The organism is Shinella sumterensis (assembly GCF_004514425.2).
GTDB classification, from domain to species: Bacteria; Pseudomonadota; Alphaproteobacteria; order Rhizobiales; family Rhizobiaceae; genus Shinella; species Shinella sumterensis.
Map to the genome: position 1 here is coordinate 41446 of NZ_MYFN02000011.1, position 25933 is coordinate 67378.

The 25933-nt window shown below is 62.4% G+C and carries 24 protein-coding genes; 14 read left to right on the plus strand and 10 right to left on the minus strand.

The genetic code is table 11. The annotated features are described in order from the left end of the window. Window positions 1-20 precede the first annotated feature (20 nt). Entirely contained in the window at window positions 21-971 is a 951-nt protein-coding gene (locus B5M41_RS18975; protein ID WP_134650095.1) for a sugar ABC transporter substrate-binding protein, read from the minus strand. A gap of 123 nt (window positions 972-1094) precedes the next feature. After that, window positions 1095-2609, minus strand: coding sequence for an aldehyde dehydrogenase family protein (locus tag B5M41_RS18980; RefSeq protein WP_134650096.1), 1515 nt, complete (start codon window positions 2607-2609; stop codon window positions 1095-1097). A 124-nt stretch (window positions 2610-2733) separates the two neighbouring features. Between B5M41_RS18980 and B5M41_RS18985 the strand changes: the two genes are divergently transcribed. Both B5M41_RS18985 and treZ read left to right on the plus strand, forming a co-directional pair. Further along, window positions 2734-3435, plus strand: coding sequence for a GntR family transcriptional regulator (locus tag B5M41_RS18985; RefSeq protein WP_167719181.1), 702 nt, complete (start codon window positions 2734-2736; stop codon window positions 3433-3435). Between the two features lie 200 nt (window positions 3436-3635). Next, window positions 3636-5660: a malto-oligosyltrehalose trehalohydrolase gene (gene treZ / locus B5M41_RS18990; RefSeq protein ID WP_134650098.1), complete on the plus strand. Its 2025-nt coding sequence runs from the start codon at window positions 3636-3638 to the stop codon at window positions 5658-5660. Here treZ and B5M41_RS27160 read toward each other — a convergent pair. From B5M41_RS27160 to B5M41_RS19005, 3 genes are all read right to left on the minus strand, one after another. Beyond that, window positions 5638-5859, minus strand: coding sequence for a hypothetical protein (locus tag B5M41_RS27160; RefSeq protein ID WP_413713183.1), 222 nt, complete (start codon window positions 5857-5859; stop codon window positions 5638-5640). The two genes, treZ and B5M41_RS27160, sit on opposite strands and share 23 nt — an antisense overlap. A gap of 389 nt (window positions 5860-6248) precedes the next feature. Next, window positions 6249-6950: a GntR family transcriptional regulator gene (locus B5M41_RS19000; RefSeq protein ID WP_134650099.1), complete on the minus strand. Its 702-nt coding sequence runs from the start codon at window positions 6948-6950 to the stop codon at window positions 6249-6251. A gap of 2 nt (window positions 6951-6952) precedes the next feature. Beyond that, window positions 6953-7627 (minus strand): GntR family transcriptional regulator, encoded by a 675-nt coding sequence (locus B5M41_RS19005; RefSeq protein WP_134650100.1) that lies wholly within the window; start codon window positions 7625-7627, stop codon window positions 6953-6955. 421 nt (window positions 7628-8048) lie between these two features. On the opposite strand from B5M41_RS19005, the gene B5M41_RS19010 reads away from it, so the two are divergent. The 6 genes from B5M41_RS19010 to B5M41_RS19035 all read left to right on the plus strand — a co-directional run bounded on the left by B5M41_RS19010 (window position 8049) and on the right by B5M41_RS19035 (window position 14281). Then, window positions 8049-8879: a transporter substrate-binding domain-containing protein gene (locus B5M41_RS19010; RefSeq protein ID WP_134650101.1), complete on the plus strand. Its 831-nt coding sequence runs from the start codon at window positions 8049-8051 to the stop codon at window positions 8877-8879. A gap of 102 nt (window positions 8880-8981) precedes the next feature. Next, window positions 8982-9425: a type II 3-dehydroquinate dehydratase gene (gene aroQ, locus B5M41_RS19015; protein WP_134650102.1), complete on the plus strand. Its 444-nt coding sequence runs from the start codon at window positions 8982-8984 to the stop codon at window positions 9423-9425. 22 nt (window positions 9426-9447) lie between these two features. Beyond that, complete coding sequence (locus B5M41_RS19020) at window positions 9448-10116, plus strand: amino acid ABC transporter permease (protein WP_134650103.1); 669 nt, start codon at window positions 9448-9450, stop codon at window positions 10114-10116. 11 nt (window positions 10117-10127) lie between these two features. After that, the gene (locus tag B5M41_RS19025; protein WP_134650104.1) at window positions 10128-10769 is read left to right on the plus strand and encodes an amino acid ABC transporter permease; all 642 of its coding nucleotides are present in this window, start codon (window positions 10128-10130) and stop codon (window positions 10767-10769) included. Window positions 10770-10854: 85 nt separating this feature from the next. After that, entirely contained in the window at window positions 10855-11856 is a 1002-nt protein-coding gene (locus B5M41_RS19030; RefSeq protein WP_134650105.1) for a sensor histidine kinase, read from the plus strand. A 244-nt stretch (window positions 11857-12100) separates the two neighbouring features. After that, window positions 12101-14281, plus strand: coding sequence for a putative bifunctional diguanylate cyclase/phosphodiesterase (locus B5M41_RS19035; RefSeq protein ID WP_134650106.1), 2181 nt, complete (start codon window positions 12101-12103; stop codon window positions 14279-14281). A gap of 62 nt (window positions 14282-14343) precedes the next feature. Here B5M41_RS19035 and B5M41_RS19040 read toward each other — a convergent pair whose 3' ends face one another. The 5 genes from B5M41_RS19040 to B5M41_RS19060 form a co-directional block, all read right to left on the minus strand. Then, a complete protein-coding gene (locus B5M41_RS19040; RefSeq protein ID WP_134650107.1) occupies window positions 14344-14841 on the minus strand; it encodes a hypothetical protein in 498 nt (165 codons plus the stop codon). Window positions 14842-14921: 80 nt separating this feature from the next. Continuing rightward, window positions 14922-15590, minus strand: a complete 669-nt coding sequence (locus tag B5M41_RS19045; RefSeq protein WP_167719185.1) for a YoaK family protein — start codon at window positions 15588-15590, stop codon at window positions 14922-14924. A gap of 182 nt (window positions 15591-15772) precedes the next feature. Then, window positions 15773-16615 carry a TIGR01459 family HAD-type hydrolase gene (locus tag B5M41_RS19050; RefSeq protein ID WP_134650109.1) on the minus strand — a complete coding sequence of 281 codons (843 nt, stop codon included), beginning with the start codon at window positions 16613-16615 and terminating at the stop codon, window positions 15773-15775. After that, window positions 16612-17889: an FGGY-family carbohydrate kinase gene (locus B5M41_RS19055; RefSeq protein WP_134650110.1), complete on the minus strand. Its 1278-nt coding sequence runs from the start codon at window positions 17887-17889 to the stop codon at window positions 16612-16614. The genes B5M41_RS19050 and B5M41_RS19055 overlap by 4 nt, the downstream gene beginning before the upstream one ends. Then, window positions 17886-18968: a class II aldolase/adducin family protein gene (locus tag B5M41_RS19060; protein WP_134650111.1), complete on the minus strand. Its 1083-nt coding sequence runs from the start codon at window positions 18966-18968 to the stop codon at window positions 17886-17888. The genes B5M41_RS19055 and B5M41_RS19060 overlap by 4 nt, the downstream gene beginning before the upstream one ends. A gap of 198 nt (window positions 18969-19166) precedes the next feature. Between B5M41_RS19060 and B5M41_RS19065 the strand changes: the two genes are divergently transcribed. From B5M41_RS19065 to B5M41_RS19090, 6 genes are all read left to right on the plus strand, one after another. After that, complete coding sequence (locus tag B5M41_RS19065) at window positions 19167-19946, plus strand: DeoR/GlpR family DNA-binding transcription regulator (protein ID WP_134650112.1); 780 nt, start codon at window positions 19167-19169, stop codon at window positions 19944-19946. Then, window positions 19943-21346 carry an FGGY-family carbohydrate kinase gene (locus B5M41_RS19070; protein WP_134650113.1) on the plus strand — a complete coding sequence of 468 codons (1404 nt, stop codon included), beginning with the start codon at window positions 19943-19945 and terminating at the stop codon, window positions 21344-21346. Before B5M41_RS19065 ends, B5M41_RS19070 begins: the two co-directional genes overlap by 4 nt. Further along, window positions 21343-22872, plus strand: coding sequence for a sugar ABC transporter ATP-binding protein (locus B5M41_RS19075; RefSeq protein WP_134650114.1), 1530 nt, complete (start codon window positions 21343-21345; stop codon window positions 22870-22872). The genes B5M41_RS19070 and B5M41_RS19075 overlap by 4 nt, the downstream gene beginning before the upstream one ends. Before the next feature lie 37 nt (window positions 22873-22909). Next, a complete protein-coding gene (locus B5M41_RS19080) occupies window positions 22910-23893 on the plus strand; it encodes an ABC transporter permease subunit (RefSeq protein ID WP_134650115.1) in 984 nt (327 codons plus the stop codon). A 68-nt stretch (window positions 23894-23961) separates the two neighbouring features. Then, window positions 23962-24900 carry an ABC transporter substrate-binding protein gene (locus tag B5M41_RS19085; RefSeq protein WP_134650116.1) on the plus strand — a complete coding sequence of 313 codons (939 nt, stop codon included), beginning with the start codon at window positions 23962-23964 and terminating at the stop codon, window positions 24898-24900. Between the two features lie 92 nt (window positions 24901-24992). Beyond that, entirely contained in the window at window positions 24993-25889 is an 897-nt protein-coding gene (locus B5M41_RS19090; RefSeq protein WP_134650117.1) for a sugar phosphate isomerase/epimerase family protein, read from the plus strand. Window positions 25890-25933: the final 44 nt, after the last annotated feature.

Below are 25933 nucleotides of genomic sequence, written 5' to 3' on the forward strand. Positions count from 1 at the left end.
CAGGCTCCCGCAACATCCGGTTAGCGGTAGCTGCCGATGAGCGGCTTGACCGAGCTGATGCGCGACTTGTCGAGGAAGGCGCCCTGTCCGGTGTCGACGTCCGTCGGCGTCAGGCCGTACTTCTTGGCAAGCGCGATCTGGGCGATCGGATAGTAGCCCTGAAGGTAGGGCTGCTGGTCCATGGTCGCGAACATCGCACCGGACTCGACTGCATTGACGATCTCGACGGCGAGATCGAAGCCGCCGAACGGGATGTTGACACCGGCATCCTTGATGGCGCCCGCACCGACCGTCGAGGTGACCGAGCCCGTGCCGAACAGCGCCTTCACGTTCGGATTGGCGATCAGGAACTGCGCGATGATGTTCTGCGCTTCGGCCGGGTCGAGACCGGCACGCACCGTCTCGACCTTGATGCCGGCCTCCGTCATCGCCTTCTCGATACCGCCGCCACGCGCCACGGCGAAGCTCGCCTCCGGGATTTCGCGCGGGTTGAAGACGACGTCGCCGGACTTAAGGCCGAACTCCTTGATCATGCGATTGCCGAGCTCGTAGCCCGAAGCGAACTCATCCATGCCGACATAGGCCTGCCGGCAATTGCCCTTGGCGCCATCGAGGTCGTCATTGTTGAAGCCGATCACGATGATTCCGGCCTTTGTGGCTGCGCAGATGCTTTCGTCAAACGCGTCGGAAGAGGAGATCGCCACCGCGATTCCATCGACGCCGCTGGCGGTCGCGCTTTCGATCAGGTCGTTCTGGCGCACCGGATCGTTGTTGGCATATTGCACGTCGAGATCGACGCCGAACTGGCTGGCGGCGTCTTGTGCGCCCTTCACCACGGGATTAAAGAACTGGACACTTGGATCGAGGTAGATGATCATCGTGGCCTTGACGTCTGCGGCGAGCGCCGTCGATGCCATCATGGTGGCAACGCCGGCGGCCATTGCCGCGGCTTTCAACCTGGTCAACTTCATTTGCGTATCCTCCCTTTGGATGTGCAATGCGGGTCCAAAAGACCCAAGTCTCGGCTGGCGGGCTCCGACCAAAGATTTCGCCAGCCGAGGTTTTCCTCCTCATGACCGCAGGATGCGGCCCTGCTAACCGAACCAGGGCGCCGGGCGCCCGAGCGTGACATGCACGCCCTTGAACTGCGAATATTCGTCGAAGCCGTAGCGGCCGAGCTCGCGCCCCAGGCCGCTCTTCTTGTAGCCGCCGATCGGCATTTCCGGTGTGCCGTCGATGACGCTGTTGATCCAGCAGCGGCCGGCGCGGATACGGCGGATGCTTTGCAGCGCGTTTTCGAGATTGGTGGACCAGACAGAGGCCGACAGGCCGAATTCGGTGGCGTTTGCCATCGCCACGGCCTCATCCGCCGTCTTGAAGGTCAGCGTCGAAAGCACCGGCCCGAAAATTTCCTCGCGGGCGATCGACATGTCCGGCGTAACCCCCGCGAAAACCGTCGGTGCGTAATAGAGACCGGCCTCCCTGCCGACCCGTTCGCCACCGAGCAGAAGTTTCGCACCGGAGGCGACGCCGGCCTCGACATAGGAATGCACCTTCTGCGCATGTGCCTCCGATATCATCGCGCCGATCTTGGTGCGCTCGTTCAGCGGATCGCCGAAGGTGACCTTGCGCGAGATCTCGAGCAGGCGTTCCATCAGCGCGTCGCGGACGCTTTCCTCGACCAGCAGACGGCTGCCGGAAATGCAGCACTGGCCGGCATTGTGATAAACGCCGTACGCGATGCCGTCGGCGGCGGCTTCGAGGTCCGCATCGGCAAAGACGATCTGTGGCCCCTTGCCGCCGAGTTCCAGCCCGACGCGCTTGACACTGCGCGCCGCGATCTCGCCGAGTTTGGTGCCGACACGCACGGAACCGGTGAAGGCCACCATGTCGATATCAGGGTCTTCCGCCAGCACCTGGCCGGCTGGATCGCCGTAGCCGGTGACGACGTTGAACACGCCGTCCGGGATGCCGGCCTCGCGTGCCAGTTCCGCCATGCGGATCGATGTACCGGAGGTGAATTCCGATGGTTTCAGCACCACCGTGCAACCTGCGCCAATCGCCCACGGCACGCGCTCGGAAGCAATGATGAAGGGGAAATTCCACGGTGTGATGATGCCGACGACGCCGACCGGTTCGCGCAGCACAAGGCCAAGACGGTCATCGCCGATATTGTTGTGGCTCTGGCCTTCCAGCGCCCGCGCCTGACCTGCGGCATACGACCAGAGGTCGGCGCAGAAGCCGATTTCGCCGCGCGCCTGATTGATCGGCTTGCCGACCTCCAGGCTCTCGGCCAGCGCCAGTTCTTCCTGATGCGCAAGGATGAGGTCCGCCACCTTGAACATCAGGCGCGAGCGCTCGGCGCCCGACATGCGCGGCCACGGGCCGGTATCAAAGGCACGGCGTGCGGCGGCAACCGCCAGCCGCACGTCATCCGCCGAGGCTTCCGGCCAGATACCGACGACTGCGCCCGCGTGGCCCGGGCTCACGCGTTCGATCGTCTTGCCGGATGCCGCATCGACGGACTTGCCATCGACAAGCATCTGATAGCGGGCTTTACTGTTCAGCCGCGGGTCACGGGAATCGGGTGCTATGAAATTGGACAGCAATATCGTCTTCCGGCCGGCGGCAGCGCGCCAGCCCCTCCCTGTTGATCCGGTTTTAAGGCCACCGGATTTCTGTTGCGCATGAATTGTATGGTACTGTATGGTGGCTCAAAATGGATGTCAACGCATGACGGCGGGAAAAGACGTGAACCTTGAATCCCTGAAGATCGACACCGGTGAAACCGCCGCAGCGCAGGTGGAACGAGATCTGCGCGAATCCATCATCCAGCTTGAACTCACCCCGGGCATGCGCCTGTCCGAACAGGAAATCGCCACACGCATGGGTGTTTCACGTCAGCCCGTGCGCGAGGCACTGATCGCGCTTGGCAAATCGAAGCTGGTGGATATCCGCCCCAATCGCGGCACGGTCGTCGTACGGATTTCGGCGCGTAAGATGATGGAGGCACGCTTCGTGAGAGAAGCGATAGAGACCGCCGTCGCCCGCCGCGCAAGCGAGGCCTTCGACAGCTGGACCCGCCGCAAGATCGATACGGTCCTCGACCGCCAGAAGGCCGCAATGGCGGCGCACGACCACAATGCCTTCCGCCGCGAGGATGAGCAGTTCCACATCGCGATCGCCGAGGGTGCCGGTTGCGGCCTTGCCTGGAGCGCCATATCCGACATCAAGGCGCATATGGACAGGGTCTGCAATCTTCAGCTCCGCCATCCCGATTCCATGGTCCGGCTGATTGCCGAGCACGAGGCGATCATAAACGCCATCGACACGCGCAACGCCGATGCGGCCGAGGCCGCCATGCGCGGTCATCTTAATGGCATCCTCGCCGACCTGCCGCAGATCGAGGCCGACAATCCCGATCTCTTCGAGTGAGCGGCCCGGCTGGACCGCGGTCAGGACATGGCGAAGCAGCTCGCCGCGCTGGCGTCTATGTGACGGGGTCAGCGATGCGGGCGCGATACCGGGTGTCCGTCCAGGATTGAACGAGGGAACAAAGGCAAGAAGCCGCGGTTTGTATCAGACGGCGCTGATATTTCGATCCGTGCGCCGCAATCCTGGTCTTGGAACGATCCATGCCCGCGTCAGACGATGTCCCTACCACCAATTTTTCTCCACGGCCGGAACGGCGTTATCCGGTCGGAGCCGAGTGTCTGGGCGCTGGCGTATCCTTCCGTGTCTGGGCGCTCGCGCAGGATAGCGTCAGCATTCTTCTGGCCGACGGGCGCATGCATGCGATGCTTGCCGAGCCGGGCGGGTATTTCCGCATCGATCTCGACGGCATCGGTCCCGGCACGCTCTATCGGCTGCGTCTTGGAAGCGAGGCGGAACCGGTGGCCGACCCGGCTTCCCGCTATCAGCCCGAAGGGCCCGACGGATATTCGGCGGTCGTGGATCCGCAACGGTTCGCGTGGACGGACGATGGATGGCGGGGCCTCAAGGCTCAAGGCCAGGTTCTCTACGAGATGCATATCGGGACCTTCACGCAGGAAGGCACCTATGCGGCCGCCACAGAGCGCCTCGGCATCCTCAAGGACATCGGTATCACCTGCATCGAGGTCATGCCGCTGAACGAATTCTACGGAGCCTTCGGTTGGGGCTACGACGGGGTTCTGCCCTATGCCCCCACCCGGCTCTATGGCACACCCGATGAGCTCCGGTCCTTCATCGATACGGCGCACAGGCTCGAATTGGGCGTGATCCTCGACGTCGTCTATAACCACCTCGGCGCCGGCGGGCGGTTCAAGGCCTTCTCACCGGATTACTTTACCGAACGCTACTGGAATGAGTGGGGTTGCTCGGTTAATTTCGACGGCGAGAACAGTGCCGGCGTGCGCGCGTTCTTCGCCAAAAATGCCGCTTACTGGATCGATGAATATCATTTTGACGGGCTGCGGCTCGATGCGACACAGGCGCTGAACGACGCAAGCGATGAGCACATCATGGCTCTTGTCGCGCGGGAGGCGCGTGCGGCGGCAAGGAGCAGGTCGATCTACCTCGTTGCTGAAAACGAGCCGCAAGATACGCGCCTCGTGCGACCGCACGGCCAATCCGGTTATGGACTGGATGCGCTCTGGAACGATGACTTCCATCATTCTGCAATGGTCGCGCTGACGGGCAGAAGCGAGGCCTATTACCATGACCACCGCGGCAGGGCGCAGGAGTTCGTGTCCTCTGCGAAATACGGCTATCTGTTCCAGGGGCAGCGCTACGACTGGCAGGATGCGCCGCGCGGGCAGCCCGGCCTTGACCTCGCGCCGGAGACCTTCGTCCACTTCCTGCAGAACCACGATCAGATCGCAAATTCCGGAAGCGGCTGCCGTATGGACAGGCTGGCCTCGCCCGCGAGAGTGAGAGCGATCACCGCGCTCCTGCTTCTGGGACCGCAGACGCCTCTGCTGTTCCAGGGACAGGAGTTTGGGGCCTCCAGTCCATTCTTCTATTTCGCAGACCAGGCCGGCGGTCTTGCCGAGACGGTTCGTGAGGGCCGGATCGAGTTCCTCAAGCAGTTTCCCAGCCTGAGCGATGATGCGTTCGCCCGCTGGATGCCGGCGCCGGCCGACCGCGCGACATTCGAGCGCTCGAAGCTCGACTGGTCGCAATACAAGACGAATACCCACATCGTCGCGCTTCACAGGGACCTGATCGCGTTGCGTCGCCAATCCTATGTTCTCGCGCAGGGCACATGTGGCCGCGTGGATGGCAGCGTTCTCGAACCCTCTGCGTTCCTGCTCCGACATTTTTCGCGCGATCCGAAAGACGAACGCCTTATGGTGGTCAATCTGGGGCCGGATATCGCGGTCGACAGCATAGCGGATCCGTTGCACGCTCCCCCGGAGGGCATGCAATGGGCACTCGTCTGGTCAAGCGAGAACCTTGTCTACGGCGGCGGCGGAATACGCCCGGTCGACCTTCAAGGGCGCTGGACGCTCGGCGCCGATACCGTGCTGTGGTTCGCGCCTGTGGTGGCCGAGCGGCGGGCAATGCCGGATCGCGAACGGCTCGTCGCATGGCAGAGCCAGATTTCCAACGGGTGCCGGTTGGATATCGCCGGAGCCGGTGAACGATCAGCACCGGTCAGCGCTCCCGACGACCGATAGCGATAGGTAACAGAACGAAGAATCCGGCAATGAGAAGAACGTTCGCTGTCCGGTTCGGATACATGCCGCTCATTGTGGCCAACATGAGAATCCCCATCGGCGCCACCATGGTGAACGCCATGTAGAGCATATTGACGGCGAAGGCGGCATAGGGATGCCGATGCGTCCAATGACCTGTCTGATGATGTCTATCTTGCATCGATACTCCTTCACCGCCGCTCGCGTCTGTCTCACCGTATGGCTTCCTGTTGTGGGCCGAGGCCACTCAACCGGAACCTTGCTCGGGTGGCATTTCCATGGGGGCCTCATCGCAACCAAACGGGTGACCTTGAGCGGCTGCTCGCTGGGAGCACGAATAAAACGAGCAGCCGCTTACTGGAGCCGGCGGTTCACAAGGAGAGCGCCGGCTTGCCGGCCGGGACTTCAGGACCGGCCTTCGCTAACCTCGAACACGCTAAACTGTTCCAGACTGCTGTCGATTTGAGAGTGGCTGGAGACTGTGCTGATGCGGTGATCGGCGGCACCATGCAGTTGCGCACCGGGCTACCGGGCTTGTCGCTCCTGCCCCAGGAACTCAACGCGCGAAACTCACCGGCCTGAAAGGAACTTCGGGTCCTTCATTATGTGGTCGATACCCTTCTGCACGTGGCTGGTTATGATCTCTTTTGCGCCATCGGCATCGCGTGCGAGCGCGCGTTCGAACAGCAACTTGTGATCATCGACGACCGCTTTGCCCCGGAAACTTCCGGCGAGCATATGATACCGAAGAAATCGGTCGAACACGGACGACAGGCTCTGCAGAAGTGTCGCCGAATTGCTTGCGGCAACGATCGCCCGGTGGAATTCCCAATCGCATCGGACCCAGTCGATGGTTCGGGCGACATCTCCCGCAAGAAGCCTGCGCTCCACGGCGGCCAGCCGATGGTGGGCCGCAACGATCGAGCCTTCCCATTCCAGATCGCCGGCGGCGAAGGAAAGACCGATGGCATGGCATTCCAACACGGTGCGCAGGTCGGCCAGCTCCGTCAGTTCCTGCCTGGACACGGGGCTGACCTCGAAACCACGCTGCCCTTCCGCAAGCACGAGGTTTTCTGCCGATAACCTGGAAAGGATTTCGCGCAGTGAGGAAATGCTGATCGAGTATCGCTCGCGCGCCTTTTCAAGCTTGATCTTCGAGCCGGGCAGCAGGATTCCCATAATGATATCATGTCGCAACCGGCGGAAGACCGCATCGCTGACGGTTTCGCTGTCGTTTATCCGTTCATGTTCGCCTGAGCGTTCTTCCCGCATGATCAATCCCGAAGGGGCGACTTCCCCGCCAATGCATGTTCCACGCCGCCCTGAATGTGCAGGCCGAGGATCTTCTTCCCCGTCTCCTGGTCGCGCTTGAGGGCGGCGTCGAGGAGCTGCCTGTGCTCGTCCTCGGCGATCTTGCCGCGATAGGAGAGGGCGACCATCTGGTAACGGAGATATTTATCGAAGACGGCGGCATGGGTTTCCATCAGCAGTCTCGACCCGCAGGCCGAAATGAGCGCCTGATGGAACTCCCAGTCGTAACGCTTCCAGGCTTCCGTCTGGCTGGTGTCTCCGCTTGCCATGACCTCTTCCATGCGCGCCAGCTTGTGATGGGCCGAGGCGAGCCGGGCCTCCCAGTCGACGTCGCCCCGGTCGAAGGATTGCTCCAGCGCGTGCGTTTCCAGCAGCAGGCGCAGAGCGGCAATCTCCTTCAGGTCGGTTGACGACATCGGCGCCACGTGAAAACCGCGCTGGCCTTCGGCAACGACCAATCCTTCCGAGGCAAGGCGGCTCAGGATTTCCCTCAGCGTGCTGACGCTCGTGTCGTAGGCTTCCTTGAGCTTTTCAAGCTTCAGCTTCTGGCCGGGAGCAAGGCGTCCGAAAATGATATCGGCCCGAATGCGCTTGTAGCTGCTTTCGGCAATGGTTTCGGTCGCTAGATCAGAGTACATGGACGCATCTCGGAGATTTTCTAATTCCTCATACATATTCTGTCGGGTGATTGAAACCTGTCTGAAGCAGTCGGGTGAGGCCGGCGGCGGGCTGTCTGTCTCACATGTCGTCCCGGCCTGGGGTAACCATCGACAGGTTGAGATGTCGTTCAAGATCTCCATTCTGCCATATCGAGCTTGATCACCCGCTTTTTGGGGACACGTGCCCCCCGGACTCACCCCATTGCCATTGGTGTTCCTGTTCCTTTCCTTCGTGACGAGAAGGTTCATATCGCAATTTTACAAGCAAACGCTGAAACATGTTTTATCGGAGATTTTAGAAAAACTCAGTTGATTTGAAAATAGCCTTATGTCAGCTTTGCTACAGTGCCAGCTGGAGGAGAGCTGGACGGCCTTTTGCGCTATCAGAGGAGGAGAACCTATGTTTGAGTTCAAGTTGAACCGGCGCCATGCCCTGCTGGGCGCTGCGGCAATTGTCGCCGCGGTATCATTTTCGCAACCCGCTTCGGCGATCACGCCTGAGGAAATCAAGGCAAGGGGCAAGTTGGTCGTCGGCATTCAGGGCGATAACCCGCCATGGGGCTTCGTCACCAGCGCCGGCAAACAGGACGGTTTCGATGCGGATATGGGCGCCCTGTTCGCCAAGGAGCTCGGCGTCGAGGTGGAATTCGTTCCGCTCGAGGTGAACAATCGTATTCCCGCATTGACCTCCGGGCGTGTCGACATCCTGTTCGCGACGATGGCCATGCTGCCGGATCGCGCCAAGGCCGTGCAGTTCAGCCAGCCATACAACGCGAACGCCATCGTCCTGATCGGCCCCAAGGACAAATCCATCAAGTCGAACGAGGATATGGCCGGCTTGACCATCAGCGTCGCAAAGGGAGCGGCTCAGGACACGCAAGTGACGAAGAATGCGCCGTCCACCGCCACCATCCGGCGTTATGACGGCGACGCGGCGAGTGTCCAGGCGCTGATCTCCGGCCAGACAGACGCGCTTGGCGGCAACATCTTCTATCTTGACCGTGTCGAGAAGGCCGTTCCCGGCAAGTTCGAAAACAAGCTGGAATTCCAGAAGCTGTACAATGGCGCATGCACGCGCCTGGGCGAGAAAGAGCTGAATGCCGCAGTGAACGCGTTCATCGACAAGATCAAGGCCAATGGCGAGCTGAAGACGATCTACGACAAGTGGATGAAGGTTCCGGTGCCGGAATTCCCGACCAGCCTCGAAGGCATTCCGTTCACCGCGAACTGAGCTTCCGCTCTTCGTAAAGCCTGAATCCGCGAGGCGGCACCCGGCCAAGGTGCGGGCATCGGCGCCGTTCATCCGTGCGCCGATGCTGCCTGGAGTATGTCCATGACCAAGACGATCTTTGTCCTGAACGGCCCCAATCTCAACCTTCTGGGTGAGCGGGAGCCTTCCATCTATGGCACCACGACCCTGCGGGACATCAAGGCCAGATGCGACGCGAAAGCCGCCTCCCTCGGGTTTGCGGTCGATTTCCGCCAGACGAATTTTGAGGGTGAACTGGTGGAATTCGTCCACCAGGCGCGCAAGGATGCGTGCGGCATCATCATCAATCCGGCGGCCTATACATTCACATCCATCGCTCTTCTTGACGCCTTGAAGACTTTCGACGGCCCGAAGATCGAACTGCACATATCCAATGTGCATGCGCGCGAGAGCATCTATCACAATTCCCTGATTTCCCGCACCGCGACCGGGGTCATGCTCGGTTTCGGGGCGGCCGGATACGAGTTGGCCATCGAGGCCATGGCAGGTCTGGCAACGCCGTCCTGAAGGGTGCGCCGCAGGAGATGTCATGAATTACACGCTTGATTTCACCCCGGTCCTCGACGGCCTTCCCAACCTTCTCTCGGCCTGCCTCGGGACATTCACGCTGGCCATCTGCGGCATGCTCTTGGCGATCGTCATCGGGATCGGCGGCGTCATCCTGCGACAGTCACAGTTCAAACCGCTGCGTTGGCTGGTGATCGGCTTCGTCGAACTGATCCGCAACACGCCGTTCCTGGTGCAGATCTTCTTCATCTACTTCGCGCTGCCGCTGGCGGGTATCCGGCTCGATCCGACGCCGACCGCCATCATCGCGCTCGGCATCAACGGCGGCGCCTATGCCATCGAGATCATCCGGGGCGGGGTGCAATCCATTTCGAAGGGACAGACGGAGGCGGGACTGGCGCTCGGGCTGCACAAGGCCCAGGTCTTCCGCCTGATCATCCTCAAGCCCGCGTTGAGGACGATCTATCCCTCGCTGACGAGCCAGTTCATCCTGCTGACGCTGACGACGAGCATCGCGTCCGCCATCTCGGCTTACGAACTGACATCGGTATCGCAGCGGATCGAGTCCGACAGCTTCCGCAGCTTCGAGGTCTATTTCACCGTGACGGCGTTCTATCTCGTCATTTCCTGGGTGATGATGCGCATCTTCGCGTTCTTCTCCGCCCGCTACTTCAGCTATCCGCTCAGATAGGAGGAAACCGAATGGGACGCGAAGAATTCCTCTTTCTTCTGACAGGCCTGAAATGGACGGTTGCGCTGTCTGCGGTCGCCTTCGTGTGCGGCTGTGTTGCCGGGCTGATGGTGGCCTTGCTGCGCACGTCCGGCGTCGCCATCGTCGAGCGTCTGACGGCCGGCTATATCGCGGTTTTCCAGGGCACGCCGCTCCTGATGCAGCTTTTCGTGGTGTATTACGGCCTTGCCCTGATTGGTATCCAGATGGATGCTTGGGCTGCGGTCTCGGTCGGCCTGACGCTTCACGCCAGCGCCTTCCTGGGAGAAATCTGGCGCGGCTCGATCGAGGCCGTCCCGCGCGGACAGACGGAGGCGGCAAAGGCGCTTGGCCTCGGTTATGTCTCGCGTATGAAGGACGTCGTGCTTCCCCAGGCGATACGGATTTCGCTGCCGGCCACGATCGGCTTCCTGGTGCAGCTCATCAAGGGAACGTCGCTCGCTTCGATCGTCGGCTTCACTGAACTCACCCGTGCCGGAAACATCATCTCGAACCAGATCTTCCAGCCATTGACCGTCTTCGGCATCGTCGGAGCGCTTTACTTCCTGATGTGCTGCCCGCTGACGATCTATGGCGCCCATCTCGAGCGCAAGTTCCTGACCGCCAGCCGCTAGACCGGCTCTCAGCCATTGATAACGCGCACCAACCCGCTAATTTTGGGGCGAGGCCAGTTTTCGCGTCTAATGGAAGAGATGATCAATGAGCCAAGCCAAGTCGCAGCCTGAGTGGAGCGCTGAGGAACTCAGGCGTGCTATCAAGTCGGCAGGAGTGGCGCTGTGGACCTGGATCGTCGATGACGACACATTCGTCATGGATGCCAAGGCGTACGAACTCTGGGATATCTCTCACGAGACGGACCTGACCTTCGAACATCTTTCCGCCAAGGTCCATCCCGCCGACCGGGACCGCGTGAGGGCGGCGTTCGTCGCGACCCGGGCGGTTGATGGCCCGTTCGAAATCGACTTTCGCATTCTGACGAACGCTTCCGACGTCCGATGGATTTCCGCCCGCGGCGAGGGCAACGAGGGCGATGCCACAACCCAGAAAATGACGGGCATCTTCCTCGATGTCACAGGACGCAAGCAGGCCGAGGAGGGCCATGAGCTTCTTGCCGGCGAGATGAGCCATCGCGTCAAGAACCTGCTCGCGCTGGCAGCAGGCCTCACGAATATCACGTCGCGGTCGACCGACACGAAGGAGGAGATGGCCAAGCAGCTGACACAGCGGCTGACGGCGCTCGGGCGCGCCCACGAACTGGTGCGCCCCCTGCCGGATGGTCAGGGAGAAGCAGCCTTGCTGGGCGACCTCTTCACGGTGCTGTTGGCGCCCTACGACGACGTGGGCGCATTTGCCGGCCGCATCCGGGTGGCCGTTCCGCGCATGGGCTTGGGAGAAAAGTCCGCCACGAGCCTTGCGCTCGTCATCCATGAGCTTGCAACGAATTCGCTGAAATACGGCGCATTGTCGAATGACAAGGGATTGCTCGATATCTCCGGTGCGCTCGTCGAGGACGATGTCGAGATCGTCTGGAGTGAACATGGCGGTGCGGATGCTCGCTCGCCACAATCGATGGAAGGCTACGGAAGCAAGCTCTTGCAGCGAACGATCTCGGGGCAGCTCGGTGGATCGATCAATTACAACTGGGTCGATGGCGGCGTTGTCGTGACACTCCGCATGAAGGGCAGTCATCTTTCAACCTGAAGTGCCAAGAACGCCTCGCAAGCATCTTCTTGGGGAAAAATCAGTGACGGCGCCGTCCGGCCCAAGAGCTCTTACCACCGCCGGGCGGCGTTGCTGCGCCGCAGATCACCATATGGCTCAGGCGGCGCGCTGAACTGTAAGCAGCTACGACCCAGCTTCGGTTTTAACCGCTGCTTAACCGCATTCCTTGCCATCGGCTTAAGTTCGATTGCTCTAATATCCCAGAGACAATCAGGACCTGGCGATGACCCTAAAGTTCCAGTCTTCATCTCTGTTGAAATGGATCTTGCCGGCCAGCGCGTCGCTCGCAATCTGCGGCATCCTGTTCCTGACACTGACCTGGGCGGCGGGCAAGGCGGACGAGGGGGCTTCATCACGCCAGCGGGGTTTCATCACGCGTGCCGTGACGAAGCTACAGTCGGCGATTGCCCATGATCAGGAAAGCGTCACAGTCTGGGACGACGCCGTGGGCAAAAGCCAACGTGGCGACATGGCCTGGATCGACGCCAACCTCGGATCCTGGATGCACACCTATTTTGGCCATGATGCATCCCTGCTGCTGTCGCCTGATTTATCGCTCGTTTATCAGTTCATTGAAGATCGCGAAGGGTCGCCTGACGCGCAGCAGTTCCGCGACGCCTACCTTCCGCTTGCGACCAAACTGCAGGCCCGTCTCGCGCGCGGCGATACGCAGGGCACGAGCGCTCAGGTCCTTTCAATCGGGGAGTCGGATCTGGCGCGCATCGGGAACCGGTCCGCGATCGTCAGCATCAAGCCGCTCATATCGGACACGGGAAATGTCGTGCAGGCGCCCGGCGCTGAATTCCTTCACGTCGCCATCCGGTTTCTGGATGGAGACCTGCCGGCGGATATCGGTCAGGAATACGCGTTCACCAACCTTCGCTTCACGCGAGATGAGCCGAGCGAACGAAACGCCACCTTTATTCCGGTGACATCGCGCGACGGCGCGCCTGTGGGGTTCTTTCGCTGGGAGCCCTTTCAACCCGGAAACTACGTTCTTCGCGCCACCGCTCCCGCTCTCGTGCTGGCATTCGTGACCTTGTTTACAGGCGCGAGCCTTGCCGGTCATGCCCTGTTCCGCCGCTCGGTCCGTCTGGCCGCAAGCCGCGCGGAACTGGAACATCAGGCATCGCACGACGCCCTGACGGGACTGGCCAACAGGAACTTCTTTGCCATCAGGCTCGCATCCACGCTGGCCAACGCGGCCGCGGATCAGCGCCACTGCATTCTCTTTGTCGATCTCGATCGGTTCAAGACGGTCAATGACACCTTTGGCCATCCCGTTGGCGACAGGCTGATCATGATGGCAGCGGCTCGCATGCGGGACCTGTTGCCGAAGTCGCTGATCGCGCGTGTCGGCGGTGACGAATTCAACATACTTCTGAGCGATGCCGACGCGCTGAATGTAGACGAGATCGCCAGGAACATCGTGGCCGCGGTCAGGGCGCCGTTTGAAATCGACACCGTCCAGATCGCGATCGGCGCCAGTGTCGGCGCTGCCGTGACAACGGGGCCTTGCGATCCCGTCGAGCTGACCCGAAAAGCGGACATAGCCCTGTATCACGCCAAAGCGGCGGGCAGAAATACGCACGCCATCTTCGGCAGCCACATGGATGAGCTGCTGAGCAATCGAAGGGCATTGGAAGCGGACCTGCGCCTCGCCCTTCAAACCCATTCGCAGCTGGAAACGTTCTACCAGCCCGTTTATGCAGCCGACACCGGTGCCTTGAGTTCGCTTGAGGCGCTTGCACGGTGGAAGCATCCGACATTGGGTTATGTCAGCCCTGACCAGTTCATCCCCCTTGCCGAGGAAAGCGGCCTGATCCACGAGATCAGCGCGCTCGTTCTTGAGGATGCGTGCCGGATGCTTGCGGAAGTTCCCGGTATTCACATCGCGGTCAATGCGTCGGCTCTCGAGCTAGCCTCGCCCGGTTATGCCCTGCGCGTTCTCGGCATCCTCGCCAGATGGCAGGTCCAGCCGAACAGGCTGGAAATCGAATTGACGGAAAGTGCCATGGCGCCGGAGAAGAGCGAGCTGGAAACGACGATATCGACCCTGCGCTCGGCTGGCGTCCGGTTTGCGATCGACGATTTCGGAACCGGTTACTCGACGTTCTCCCGCATACAACGCATCGAGGTCGACCGCATTAAGATCGACAAATCGTTCATCGGCGAGATGCATCAAGGAGCCAGCAGGGCCGTTGTCTCCGCCATGATCAGCATGGCGAAAGCGAAGGGGCTGCTGGTGACGGCAGAGGGCGTGGAAACAGACGAGCAGCGAAGCGCATTGCAGGATTTCGGCTGTGACCATCTGCAGGGTTTCCTGTTGTCGAAACCTCTGCCACGCTCGACCGCCATCACGCTTGCCGCGGGCGATCAAAAGGTATCGGGCATTCGCGCCTGAGCGTCCCTACGCCTGGAAGGCGTATGGGATATCGAAGCAGAGTTCGCCCCGGCGAGCCCCGCTCACGTCCATTCATAGGCCTTTGACGTGTGATATGGCCGTGCGGAAACGAAGGCCGCCGGATCGTTGGCGGAAGCGGCATAAGCGGACGCGTCCGCATCGTCATTGAAGCCCACGAACACCATCAACATGGAACGTCCGGCCGGCTGCCCTTTCTTGCGATAGGAAAAATTGACGGCACAGTGCGGATACTGCATTTCGAGGAGCTGCCGTGTCTGGCCGGTCAAGGCGATGAATTGACCGAGCGAGAGGAAGTGCGTGATCGCGGCCGACGCTGTTTCCCGCGAAATCTGGCGGTTGGCTGTCGCCTCAGCCGGGCGGCCGTAAAAGAGGGTGTCGGTCTGGCCTTTTCGCCGCTTCGTTTCATAGACCACAAGGCTTCCGGCGGCGATCAGTTCGATATGCACATCGAAGGTCTGGAAGAGGTCGCTCTCGTTGTTCAGTTCCGCAAAAAGCGTGCGCAACTCCGCAATATAGTCGGCATAAAACGAAACTGTCATGGCCACCATCCGGCTCTACTCTCAGGTGCGGCCTGCCTACCATGGCCTTCGCACATGGCAAACGCATTTGTGAGCACCGTTCAGTCAGCCGCGACAATGCCGCTCGAGTAGATCGCGCACAACGCGAACAGCAAGGCGGCAAGGAGGCAGAATGCGAGCCCCTGGAAGCTGGTATACATCAGCGCGCCGGCGACCCCGCCGATAGCGAAGGCCAGAATCGTCGCCGCGTGAAGCCGAAGGCGCGTGGCGATCTCCTCGCGCTGGACATCTCCCTTCGCACCCCACAACAGCGCGAGGCCGACGCCGATATCGGTTGCAAGTCCCGACACATGTGTCGTCCGCACCCGGGCGCCCGATATGCGCGTCGAGGCCGCGTTCTGGATGCCCATGGATAGCGCAAGCAGGCTGACGATGGTGAAGCCGTTGACGGTGTCGGGCAGCACCGAGACGTAGATCCCGACGAGCATCAGGATGGCGCCCTCGAAACCCAGGGTCAGGGCGTAAACCGTCTTGAGCCGGTGGCGCTTGCCCATCTGAATGAACAGGGAGGCCAGGAAGGCGCCCGTAATGAACATCAGGACGATGGTGAAAAACGCAGCCGCAGCGCGCAGCTTCCAATCGGACAGAAGCTCTGACACGAGGGACACGTTGCCGGTCATGTTGGCGGAAAAGTAGCCGTACGCCAGAAAGCCGACGCTGTTTACGCCGCCCGCGACGAAGGCAAGAATGGTTGCCAGCAGCAGATCCACGGCCGGTGTCCGCGTGTCGCCTTCATGAATGAGCATTGCAATTCGCGTCCCCGTCTGGCCCGATGTAATGGCAGGATAACAGGACGTGCGTAGCGCTCAAGCAGGCCCGCGGCAAGCAAAGGGTCGCGCGGGACGGACTTCTCGAATTTAAAAGCGCCTGCGGTTCAAACGTCGGGCGGCGCTCAGATCGTGAAACGCGCCATCACGAAGTCCGGGCGCGCGCCGTGCGTTTCGCAGATCGGGGCAAGGGCGCTGTCGGGCGTGGAAGCGAGGATGCCGGTTCGCACGAGGCACGACGCCAGTCCCGCGCCGGCGGCGCCGGCGATATCGTGCTCGATGCTGTCGCCGACGCAGACGATGTGGTCGGCTTCCATGTTGCCAAGCAGGGATTGCGCCTGCCGGTATATTGCGGGATGGGGCTTGCCGAACCAGCGAACCGGGCCGCCGAGCGCCTCATAGGCAAGTGCGATGCTGCCGGCACCCGGGGCGGTCCCGCCGCCTTTCACGAGCTTATGCCGGTCGGGGTTGGTGCAGTAGCAGGGGATGCCCCGCTCCGCCGCAGGCCTCAGCCGGTCGCGATAGGCCGACAGCGGAATGCGCTCCGCTTCGCTTCCCGAGATGATCACGATATCCGCAAGCGCCGCGTCCCCGACGCTTTCGAAACCGAGACGCTCGGCGAGATTGCGGTCGCCGCCGCTTGAAATCGTCAGGCACCGCGTGATCCGCGCCTTTCCGGCCGTCTCCTCAGCCAGAATGTGGTGGGCGACGTCGCCGGAGGTGAGGAAGTGGTCGAAGCCGGAACGATCGAAGCCAAGTTTGACCAGGCGGTCGCCATTATAGGCGCCGCTGCGGCCCGAATTCGACAGGATCACGATTGTTTTGCCCAGGGCCTTCAGGTGAAGCAGGGCGGCGTTGGCGCCCGGATAGGCGCCGTCGTCGTCGCGCAGCACGCCGAACTGATCGACGAAGAAGGCGTCGTAACGATCCGCCAGGGCGGCAAGCGTGGTGTGCGGCGCAATGCTCAAGGCCAGCGCTCCTTTCCGGCAAGCACAAGCGAGGCGGTGCCGACGGATGCTTCCGCCGAGCGCGCTGCAAGGAAGGGCACGCCGAGCGCCGTTTCCCGCATCCGCGTCCAGGCCTCGTTGACAGCGCCCCCGCCGACCGTGCGCACGGAAAGCACCTTGGGGCCGCCCAGCTCCGCCAGCCGGTCGTAGCCGGATTTCTCGATTGCGGTAATGCCCTCGAGGATTGCCTGGAAGAACAGGAGGTCGTCGACCGGGCGCGGCTCAAGTCGCGGCGGGTAGGCGGGATCGTTGATGGGGAAGCGCTCGCCGGGCGCCGGCAGAGGATAGTAGGACAGGCCTGTCGGCACATCCGGGCGCAATTTCGGCGTCATCGATTTCAACTGTTCGCCGTCGAAGAACGTGCGGATGACGGTGCCGCCGGAATTCGACGCGCCGCCCGCAAGCCAGAAGTCGAGGATGCGGTGGGAATAGATACCATAATTGGCAGCACTGATCGGTCGTGCGCAGGCGAGCTTCACTACCAGTGTGGATCCAAGCGCGGTCACGCCGTCGCCGATGGCCGCGGCGCCGGTCGCCAGGAATGAGGCACAGCCGTCTGTCGTGCCCGCATGATAGCGGCATTGCGGCGGCAAACCGAGTGCGCGCCCGTGCGCGGTCACCGTCGAGAGCGGCGCGCCGGCCCGTGCGACGGACGGCAGCAGGGCTATGTCCATGCCGCATGCCTCCAGCCAGTCGGGCCAGCGCTCGGCGTCGAGATCGTATCCGGTCTTCAGCGCATTGTTCTCGTCGCTGGTTGCGGCGGCAAGGCCAAGCTGCATCAGGATCCAGTCGGCCTGGTGCAGGATGGTGTGCACGCCCGGCCTGCGTGAGAGGTAGATTGCGCGTGCCAGCGCCGACGTGGCACCGCGTGCGGGACTATCCGAAGGTGCCACCGCGGCGATGCGCTCGACGATGGCGCGATCGGGGCATGGGTCGTTGTACATCAGCACCTCGCCCACCGGTACGCCGGCTTCGTCCACGCCAAGCACGGTCCCGGACGTCCCGTCGACGGCGACCCCTTCAAGGGACGAGAAGGTGTTGCGGGAGGCGAGTTCCGCAAGACATGACGTGACGCCGTTCCACCAGGTCGAGGGCAGGCGTGCGGACGCGGCATCGGGAAAGGGGCACGCCGCGATATCGACCGGTTCTCCGTCTTTCGAAAGCAGCGCGGCGCGCACGCCCGACGTGCCGAGGTCGATGCCAAGCGCGATGGCGGGCTGTGTGCCGGTGGTCATGCCTGCCGGCTCGCCTTGCGGTCGAGTGCCTGGCGGTACTGCTCGGCCTCCCAATGGGTCAGTTCATATTCCTCATCGGCGCTGAGATAGGCCACGGACGCACCATCCGGTATGCGGGAAACGACTTCGGCAAGGCAGCGCGCCATGACGCGGCCACCTGCGGTGAGTTCGTTCGAGAGCAGCACGCCAAGCGCTGGCACGAGCAGCATCTTCGGGATGGAAAGATCGCGCGCGCGCCGCGCATCGACATAGGCATTCACCGTTTCGCCGGGGGAAAGCACGCCGATTTCCGTACCCAGGAAGATGACATGATCCGGGTAAAGTGAACCGCCCGCCGCAAACGCCACATTGGCCGGGTTGAGCGCCGTCTTGTGGCTCTCGGCATCGTCAGCCACATGAAAATCGGAGCCTTCCGCCAACGCCTGCAAGGCGGCGGTGTCGGCTGTCGCCTCCGCGCGGACGGCGACGGAGAGCGCTTCGGTGACGCGCGCGATGCGCTCGCGTACCTCGTCGACGGTGTCGCCGGTGATGATGATGCCGTGATTGTAGAGGACCAGCACGTCCGGCCACGTCGCGGCGACGCGGTCGATTTCCAGCGCGAGCGGCGTGCCGGGGCGGCGATAGGGTATGGTCGTCCAGCGCAGGTCGGGGAGCTTCGCCATCAGTCTGGCAATCACGACGTCCCGGTCGGTGAGGACCGAGAGCGCGATGGCATTGACGCAGTGATAATGCGCGACGACGGCCTGGGGAAGGGCCGCGTGAAAGCTTGTCTCGATCGATGGGCGCAGACCGGAGGCATTCAGCTCGGTGACGATGAAGTCGGTTGCCTTCTCCGCGCTCGGCTCGCCGGCCCGCAGCGCCGTCACCAGGGGTGCTGCCGTCACCGGCACCATGATGTCGCGTTCGCCGGCATGGGCAAGCCATGTCCCCGAAGCCTTGACCCACATCACGCCGTCGCGCTTGAACGAGGTATTCCCGCCGGCGCCCTGGGTCTTCAGGATGTCGCTGCCGATGTCCCTTGAAAGCGCGAGAAACGCGTCGAAGGCCGGATCACCGTCCGACCGATTGCCCGAAGCCATGCCAGCCTCCTCCTCTAGACGACCCTGCGCCACCGCCCACCGCAGATCGCGATGAAAGGTGATCAAACTTTTTGGCTGATGGTATTGCTATGATCGCATATCGTCAACTGTGAAGAAAATACGTCATGATGCTTGATCGTTTTGGATTAGTATGATTATCTTCGTTCATCGGCGCTGGAGACGCCGGGAGGAGCATTCGTGAACGACACGCAACGCCACAAGGCCATCATTGAGCTTTTGCGCGAGACGCCGTTCGCATCCGTGCGCGACCTTCAGGAGCGCCTCGGCGCCTCTCCCGCCACCATCCGCCGTGATATCGACAAGCTCCACGAACTGGGCCGGGCGCGGAAGGTCTATGGCGGTATTTCCGCCAGCGAGGCGGGCGATAGCGGCCGGCTCTCGGCCAGGCCCTATGACGAGAACCGCGATATCGCGGTCGAGGCAAAGCGCGCCATCGCCGCAGCCGCAGCGGACCTGGTGCGCGACGGCGATTCCCTCATCGTCCATGCAGGTTCGACCTGCTATCAGCTGGGCACACTGCTTGCGCGGCGCAATCTGCGCGTCTGGACCAATTCGATGCCGCTCGCCGCTTACCTGGGCGAGCATGGCACCTGCCAGCTTTCCGTGGCCGGCGGCGAGCTCTACCGCGAACCTGGTATCATCCATGATCCGTCGGGGGGCTCCCCGAGCTTTTTCGCATCGCGTTTCTTCGTCGGCACGCAGGGCATCAGCAGCAAGGGGCTGCTCGAATCCCATCCGCTGCTCGTCAAGGTGATCGGTGAACTGGCGGCCTGCGCGGACGAGATCGTGCTTCTTGCCGACAGCCGCAAATTCTCGATCCAGCCGCGAAACGTGGCTCTGCCTCTGTCGCGCATCGGCACGATCATCACGGATGACGGCCTGACGGACGCGGCGGCCAAGATACTGGAAGATGCGGGCGTCACGATCCAGATCGCAAAGACGGGAGGCGTGAATTGAGCAGGTCCCCCATCGCCGTCTTCGATCTCGGCAAGACCAATTCCAAGCTGTTCGTCGTCTCGTCGGAGGGACGGGTCATCGACGAGGCGCGAACACGCCCCGTCTGGCGTGACGAAGGGGATCTGCGCGTGCTGGATGACGCGGCGCTGTTCGGCTGGATGACGGCTGAACTGGCCCGGGCCGTCGCAGCGCACGGTGTCGACCGCATGACGTTTTCCGGTCACGGCTGCACCTTCGCGCTCGTTGCCGGCGGGTCGCTCGTCCACCCCATACTGGACTATGAGCAGGAGCCGCCCGCGGAGATCGCCGCGCGCATCGATGCAATGGCGCCGGACTTCCAGGAGACGTTCTCGCCACCGCTGCCCTTGGGCTTCAACTATGGGCGACACCTGCTCTGGCTGAACGAACGCGATGGGGACCTGATCGCAAAGGCGGAAGCCATTCTCGCCTATCCGCAATTCTGGACCTGGAAATTCTCCGGCCGTCCCGTCTCGGAAGTCTCCTATCTCGGTTGCCATTCCAACCTGTGGGCGCCGCTGCGAGACGATTTCAGCAGTCTCGTCGACCGCATGGGCTGGCGCAGCCGGATGCCGGAATTCGCAAAAGCCGGTGACGTCGTCGGCACCCACAAGGTGACGCGCGACGACGGGCGCAGCGTGGAGATCGCGGTCCATAACGGCGTGCATGACAGCAACGCGGCGCTCTACTTCTACCGCTCGCTCGGCTTTACGGATTTCACCCTGGTCTCGACCGGTACCTGGGTGATCATCTTCAATCCCGCAAGTCCGCTGGAAAGGCTCGATGCCGACAGGGACATGCTGGCCAATGTCACGGTCGATCACCAGCCGGTCGCGACCATTCGCTTCATGGGCGGCCGGGAGTACGATGTCGCCAGCGGCGGCTGGACGAAACCTGTCTCGGCCGAAGCCGTTGCCAGGGTCATCGCCGCAAAGGCGTTCGCTCTGCCGTCCTTCGCGCCGGGCGGGCCGATGCCGGGACACGAGGGCCGCTTTGTCGGCCCGGCCGTCGCGGGCGAGGAGCGCGCAGCCGTCGCGATGCTCTATGTGGCGCTGATGGCCGACCTGTCGCTCGATCTCATCGGGTCTGAGAATGCCATCGTCATCGATGGCGGCCTGGTGAAGACGGGGCTTTACGCGTCCGTGCTTGCCGCCCTTCGGCCGGGGCAGACGGTGCATACGAGCGCCAACCCGGAAGGCAGCGCCTTCGGCGCAGCGGCGCTCGTCTTCGATGCCATCGGTGACAATCCCTTCGTCAACGATTGCGCCGTGGCCGAACCGGCATCCATTCCCGGTCTTGATGAATATCGCCGGCAATGGCGGAACCATGTGGATGCGATGGCATCGGCTGAGGCCGTTTCGCGAGAGGAGAAGCGCGCATGACGGCGACGGCCAACGAACAGCGTCCGCTTCTGGAGATGCGCGACATCAGCAAGACCTTCGGGGCCTCGAAGGCGCTGTCGCAGGTGAGCCTGACGGTTCGTGCCGGCGAGGTTCACGCGCTGATGGGCGAGAACGGCGCGGGTAAATCGACGCTGATGAAGATCCTGTCGGGCGCCTACACGGCCGATCCCGGCGGTTCGGTGCTGATTGAGGGCGTGCCGGCGACGCTCGGCGATCCGCTGAAGGCAAAGGCCTATGGCATTGCCGTCATCTACCAGGAGCTTTCACTCGCGCCGAACCTGACCGTCGCGCAGAACATGTTCCTCGGCAACGAGCCGTCGCGCTTCGGCCTGGCCGACCGTGCGGAGATGCGCCGTCGCGCCGATCCCATCCTCAAGCAGCTCGGTATCGATTTCGACGCCTCCCGCCGTGTCGCGGAGCTGTCGCTCGGCGAACGGCAGATGGTGGAGATCGCACGGGCGCTGACGACCAATGCCCGCATCATCGTCATGGATGAGCCGACCACCTCGCTCACCAGCCGGGAAACGGAAAAGCTGTTCGACGTCATCGCCCGGCTCAAGGCCGATGGCATTGCCATCATCTATATCAGCCACCGCATGGAGGAGATCTACCAGCTCTCCGACCGGGTGAGTGTACTGCGCGACGGCGCCTATGTCGGAACGCTGGACCGCGCCGATCTTTCCGCCAGCAAGCTGGTCTCGATGATGGTCGGTCGCGATCTGTCCTCCTTCTACAAGAAGGAGCACCGTCAGGTTACGGGCGAACGCGCGGCGGTGCTTGCCGTCAGGAACATCGGCGACGGCGTCAAGGTGCACGACTGCTCCTTCGAGGTGCGCGCGGGCGAAGTGCTTGGCATTGCCGGCCTTGTCGGATCCGGGCGCACCGAACTGGCGCGGTTGGTCTACGGTGCCGATCGTCGGGCCACAGGCGACGTGATGCTGAACGGCAAACCGATTTCGGTCACATCGCCGCGCGACGCGCTCGACGCGGGCATCGCCTATCTCACAGAGGACCGCAAGGCGCTTGGCCTGTTTCTCGACATGTCGATCAGCGACAACATCAATATCGGCGTCATCGCGGCGGATGCGAAGGCCGGCGGCGTTCTGGATTTTGCGCGGGCCAGGGAGCGCGCAGCGCAGGCGGTGAAGTCACTTTCCATCCGCACCGCCGGGACGCAGATCAATGTCGGCGCGCTGTCTGGCGGCAACCAGCAGAAGGCGCTGCTTGCCCGCCTGCTCGAAACCAGGCCGAAGGCCATCATCCTCGACGAACCGACGCGCGGCGTGGATGTCGGCGCGAAATCCGAGATCTACCGCATCATCGACGAACTCGCCCAGAACGGCATCGCCATCGTCGTCATCTCCAGCGACCTGCCGGAGATCCTGGGCATCGCCGACCGTGTGCTCGTCATGCGGGAAGGGCGCATCGCCGGCGAGGTGAACCAGCCGATCGAGCAGGAAGCGATCATGGCATTTGCCACCGGTACGACCGGCACCGCGGCCTGAAGCAGAAACCAGACAGACGAAGACGGGAACGGACATCATGACTGCAGGCGAAACCGAACAGACCCGGATGGACAAGCTGAAGTTCCGCTCGACGCTGACGGCGCTTGGCATGCTGCCGGTGCTCGTGCTGCTGGCCATCGGCTTTCATGTGCTGAGCGGCCGGTTCCTTTCCGTCAACAACCTGTCGATCGTCATGCAGCAGGCATCTATCAACACGGTGCTGGCTGCCGGCATGACCTTCGTCATCCTGACCGGCGGCATCGACCTCTCGGTCGGGTCCATCCTCGCGGCCTCGGCCATGATCGCCGTCATCGTCTCGCTCGTGCCTGACCTCGGCATGCTCGGCGTTCCCGCGGCAATTGCCGCCGGCCTTGCCTGCGGTTTCCTCAACGGCGCCATCATCGCCTGGCTGAAGCTGCCGCCCTTCATCGTGACGCTCGGCTCGCTCACCGCCATCCGCGGCGTGGCACGCCTGCTTGGCAGCGACACGACCGTGTTCAACCCGGACCTGCCGTTCGACTTCATCGGCAACGGCTCGCTGTTCGGCGTTCCGTGGCTCGCCATCATCGCCATCGCCACGATCATCGTCTCCTGGTTCATCCTGAAGCGAACCGTGCTGGGCACCTGGATCTATGCCGTCGGCGGCAACTCAGAGGCCGCGCGTCTGACCGGCATCAAGGTGCCGCTGGTGTTGCTCTTCGTCTATTCCATGTCCGGCCTGCTTTCCGGCCTTGGCGGTGCCATGTCGGCTGCCCGCCTCTATGCGGCCAACGGCCTGCAACTCGGCCAGGCCTATGAACTCGATGCCATCGCGGCCGTCATTCTCGGGGGCACCAGTTTCGTCGGCGGCGTCGGCTCGATCTGGGGCACGTTGATCGGGGCGCTCATCATCGCCGTGCTCTCCAACGGCCTCATTCTCGTGGGGGTCTCGGACATCTGGCAATACATCATCAAGGGCTTGGTCATCATCGTCGCCGTCGGCCTTGATCGCTACAGGCTCAAAGGGCTTAGCCGGACGTGAGGTCCGGCTGAAAGAACCGGTCACAACCGGAGACAACGGCGCGACAAGCGCCACCAAAGGAGGAAAACATGCGTCTTATGTCCAAGTTGCTCGTCGGCACCGCCATGGTTGCCGCACTCGCCATGCCTGCCGCCGCCAAGGACCTCAATAAGATCGGTATCTCGGTCGGCCTGCTCGGAAACCCGTTCTTCGTCGCCACGATCAAGGGCATCGAGGACCGCGCCAAGGAAATCAACCCGAATGTCGAAGTCACCTCGGTTTCGGCCGACTATGATCTCAACAAGCAGGTTTCGCAGATCGACAGCTTCATCGCCGCCGGCGTCGACATCATCATGCTGAACGCCGTCGATGCGAAGGCGATCGCGCCTGCCGTCAAGAAGGCCCAGGCTGCCGGCGTCGTCGTCGCGGCGTTCGACGTTTCCGCTCCCGGCGCCGACGTCACCGTCATGACCAACAACGTCAAGGCCGGCGAAGAGGCCTGCAACTACATCGCCGAGAAGCTTGGCAACAAGGGCGACGTGGTCATCATCAATGGCCCGGCCTCCTCGTCGATCCTTGAGCGCGTGCAGGGCTGCAAGGAAGCGCTCGGCAAGCATGCCGATATCAAGATCCTCTCCGACGACCAGAACGGCCAGGGCTCGCGCGATGGCGGCCTTGCCGTGATGCAGGGCCTGCTCACCCGCTTCGACAAGATCGATGCCGTCTTCGCGATCAACGACCCGACCGCGATCGGCGCCGAACTTGCTGCCAAGCAGCTGAACCGCAGCGAGTTCTTCTTCACCGCGGTCGATGGCGCGCCGGATATCGAGAAGGCGCTTGCCAGCGGCAATTCGATGATCAAGGCATCCGCCTCGCAGGATCCCTATGTCATGGCCGGTGAGGCGCTGAAGCTCGGCGTCGAGGTTCTGAACGGCAAGAAGCCGGCCGAGCCCGTCGTGCTGCTCGATCCGCAGCTCATCACGGCCGACAACGTCAAGGATTATAAGGGCTGGACCGCAGCCCGCTAAGCCTTCCTCCCCGACGGCCGGGCGCGTCTTGCGAAAGCGGCGTGTCCGGCCGACCGTGTTTCATTCCTCCCTTTCAGAAAGCAGCCGGGATCATGTCGAAAATCGGTGTTCATTCCTTCGTCTGGAGCGCAGGCTCTTCGCGTAACGAGCTCGAAAAGGCGCTCGAGAACACGCACAGGCTCGGCTACAAGCTCATCGAGTTTTCCTATCTCGATCCCAGGCAGGTCGATGTGAACTGGCTCGCCGGGCGGTTGCGGGAGCTCGAGCTCGACGTGGCAATCAGCATGGGCCTGCCGCCGGAAGGCGACATTTCCAGCGATGACGCCTCCGTCGTCGCCAACGGCACCGATATTCTCGACAGGGCGGTGGCGCTGGTGCGCGATCTTGGCGGCACGAAGCTCGCCGGCATCCTGAGCTCCGCCCATGGCAAGCAGGAACACGCGCTCACACGCAAGAGCTGGGATACCAGTGTCGCGGCGCTGACCAAGGTCGCAGAGCGCGCCAAGGCGGCCGGCGTGACCCTCAATCTGGAGATCGTCAACCGCTTCGAGAGCAACATGCTCAACACCGCAGCGCAGGGCATGGCTTATATCCGCGATACCGGTGCATCGAACGTGCTGCTGCACCTCGATACGTTCCACATGAACATCGAAGAAGCGGATGTCGGCCTCGCGATCCGGCATGCCGCCGACAAGATCGGCTACATCCATATCGGTGAAAGCCACCGTGGCTATCTTGGAACGGGCACGATCGATTTCGCCGCGATCTTCGATGCGCTGGTGGCCATCGGCTGGGATGACTATGTGACGTTCGAATCCTTCTCGACGACCATCGTCGACAAGGACCTGTCGCTGAAGACCGCGATCTGGCGCAACCTGTGGGACGATAATGTCGCGCTCGCCCGCCACGCCCATCGCTTCATCGAACTGGGCCTCGAGACGGCCCGGCTCAAGGACGCGCTGGTCCGCCAGGCGCACCTTCCGGCCTGACGGAGCAGAAACTGCCGGTGGCTTGCGCGTGCAGGCCGCCGGTG

Bases quoted from the DNA above. Each gene is read 5' to 3' on its own strand.
- B5M41_RS19060 (WP_134650111.1), bottom strand. From the start codon at position 18,968: ATGGCTTCGGGCAATCGGTCGGACGGTGATCCGGCCTTCGACGCGTTT.
- B5M41_RS19090 (WP_134650117.1), top strand. From the start codon at position 24,993: ATGTCGAAAATCGGTGTTCATTCCTTCGTCTGGAGCGCAGGCTCTTCG.
- B5M41_RS19075 (WP_134650114.1), top strand. From the start codon at position 21,343: ATGACGGCGACGGCCAACGAACAGCGTCCGCTTCTGGAGATGCGCGAC.
- B5M41_RS19025 (WP_134650104.1), top strand. From the start codon at position 10,128: ATGGGACGCGAAGAATTCCTCTTTCTTCTGACAGGCCTGAAATGGACG.
- B5M41_RS19080 (WP_134650115.1), top strand. From the start codon at position 22,910: ATGACTGCAGGCGAAACCGAACAGACCCGGATGGACAAGCTGAAGTTC.
- B5M41_RS19085 (WP_134650116.1), top strand. From the start codon at position 23,962: ATGCGTCTTATGTCCAAGTTGCTCGTCGGCACCGCCATGGTTGCCGCA.
- B5M41_RS19010 (WP_134650101.1), top strand. From the start codon at position 8,049: ATGTTTGAGTTCAAGTTGAACCGGCGCCATGCCCTGCTGGGCGCTGCG.
- B5M41_RS19035 (WP_134650106.1), top strand. From the start codon at position 12,101: ATGACCCTAAAGTTCCAGTCTTCATCTCTGTTGAAATGGATCTTGCCG.
- B5M41_RS19020 (WP_134650103.1), top strand. From the start codon at position 9,448: ATGAATTACACGCTTGATTTCACCCCGGTCCTCGACGGCCTTCCCAAC.
- B5M41_RS18985 (WP_167719181.1), top strand. From the start codon at position 2,734: ATGACGGCGGGAAAAGACGTGAACCTTGAATCCCTGAAGATCGACACC.
- B5M41_RS19030 (WP_134650105.1), top strand. From the start codon at position 10,855: ATGAGCCAAGCCAAGTCGCAGCCTGAGTGGAGCGCTGAGGAACTCAGG.
- B5M41_RS18975 (WP_134650095.1), bottom strand. From the start codon at position 971: ATGAAGTTGACCAGGTTGAAAGCCGCGGCAATGGCCGCCGGCGTTGCC.
- B5M41_RS27160 (WP_413713183.1), bottom strand. From the start codon at position 5,859: ATGCAAGATAGACATCATCAGACAGGTCATTGGACGCATCGGCATCCC.
- aroQ (WP_134650102.1), top strand. From the start codon at position 8,982: ATGACCAAGACGATCTTTGTCCTGAACGGCCCCAATCTCAACCTTCTG.
- treZ (WP_134650098.1), top strand. From the start codon at position 3,636: ATGCCCGCGTCAGACGATGTCCCTACCACCAATTTTTCTCCACGGCCG.
- B5M41_RS19040 (WP_134650107.1), bottom strand. From the start codon at position 14,841: ATGACAGTTTCGTTTTATGCCGACTATATTGCGGAGTTGCGCACGCTT.
- B5M41_RS19055 (WP_134650110.1), bottom strand. From the start codon at position 17,889: ATGACCACCGGCACACAGCCCGCCATCGCGCTTGGCATCGACCTCGGC.
- B5M41_RS19000 (WP_134650099.1), bottom strand. From the start codon at position 6,950: ATGCGGGAAGAACGCTCAGGCGAACATGAACGGATAAACGACAGCGAA.
- B5M41_RS19005 (WP_134650100.1), bottom strand. From the start codon at position 7,627: ATGTACTCTGATCTAGCGACCGAAACCATTGCCGAAAGCAGCTACAAG.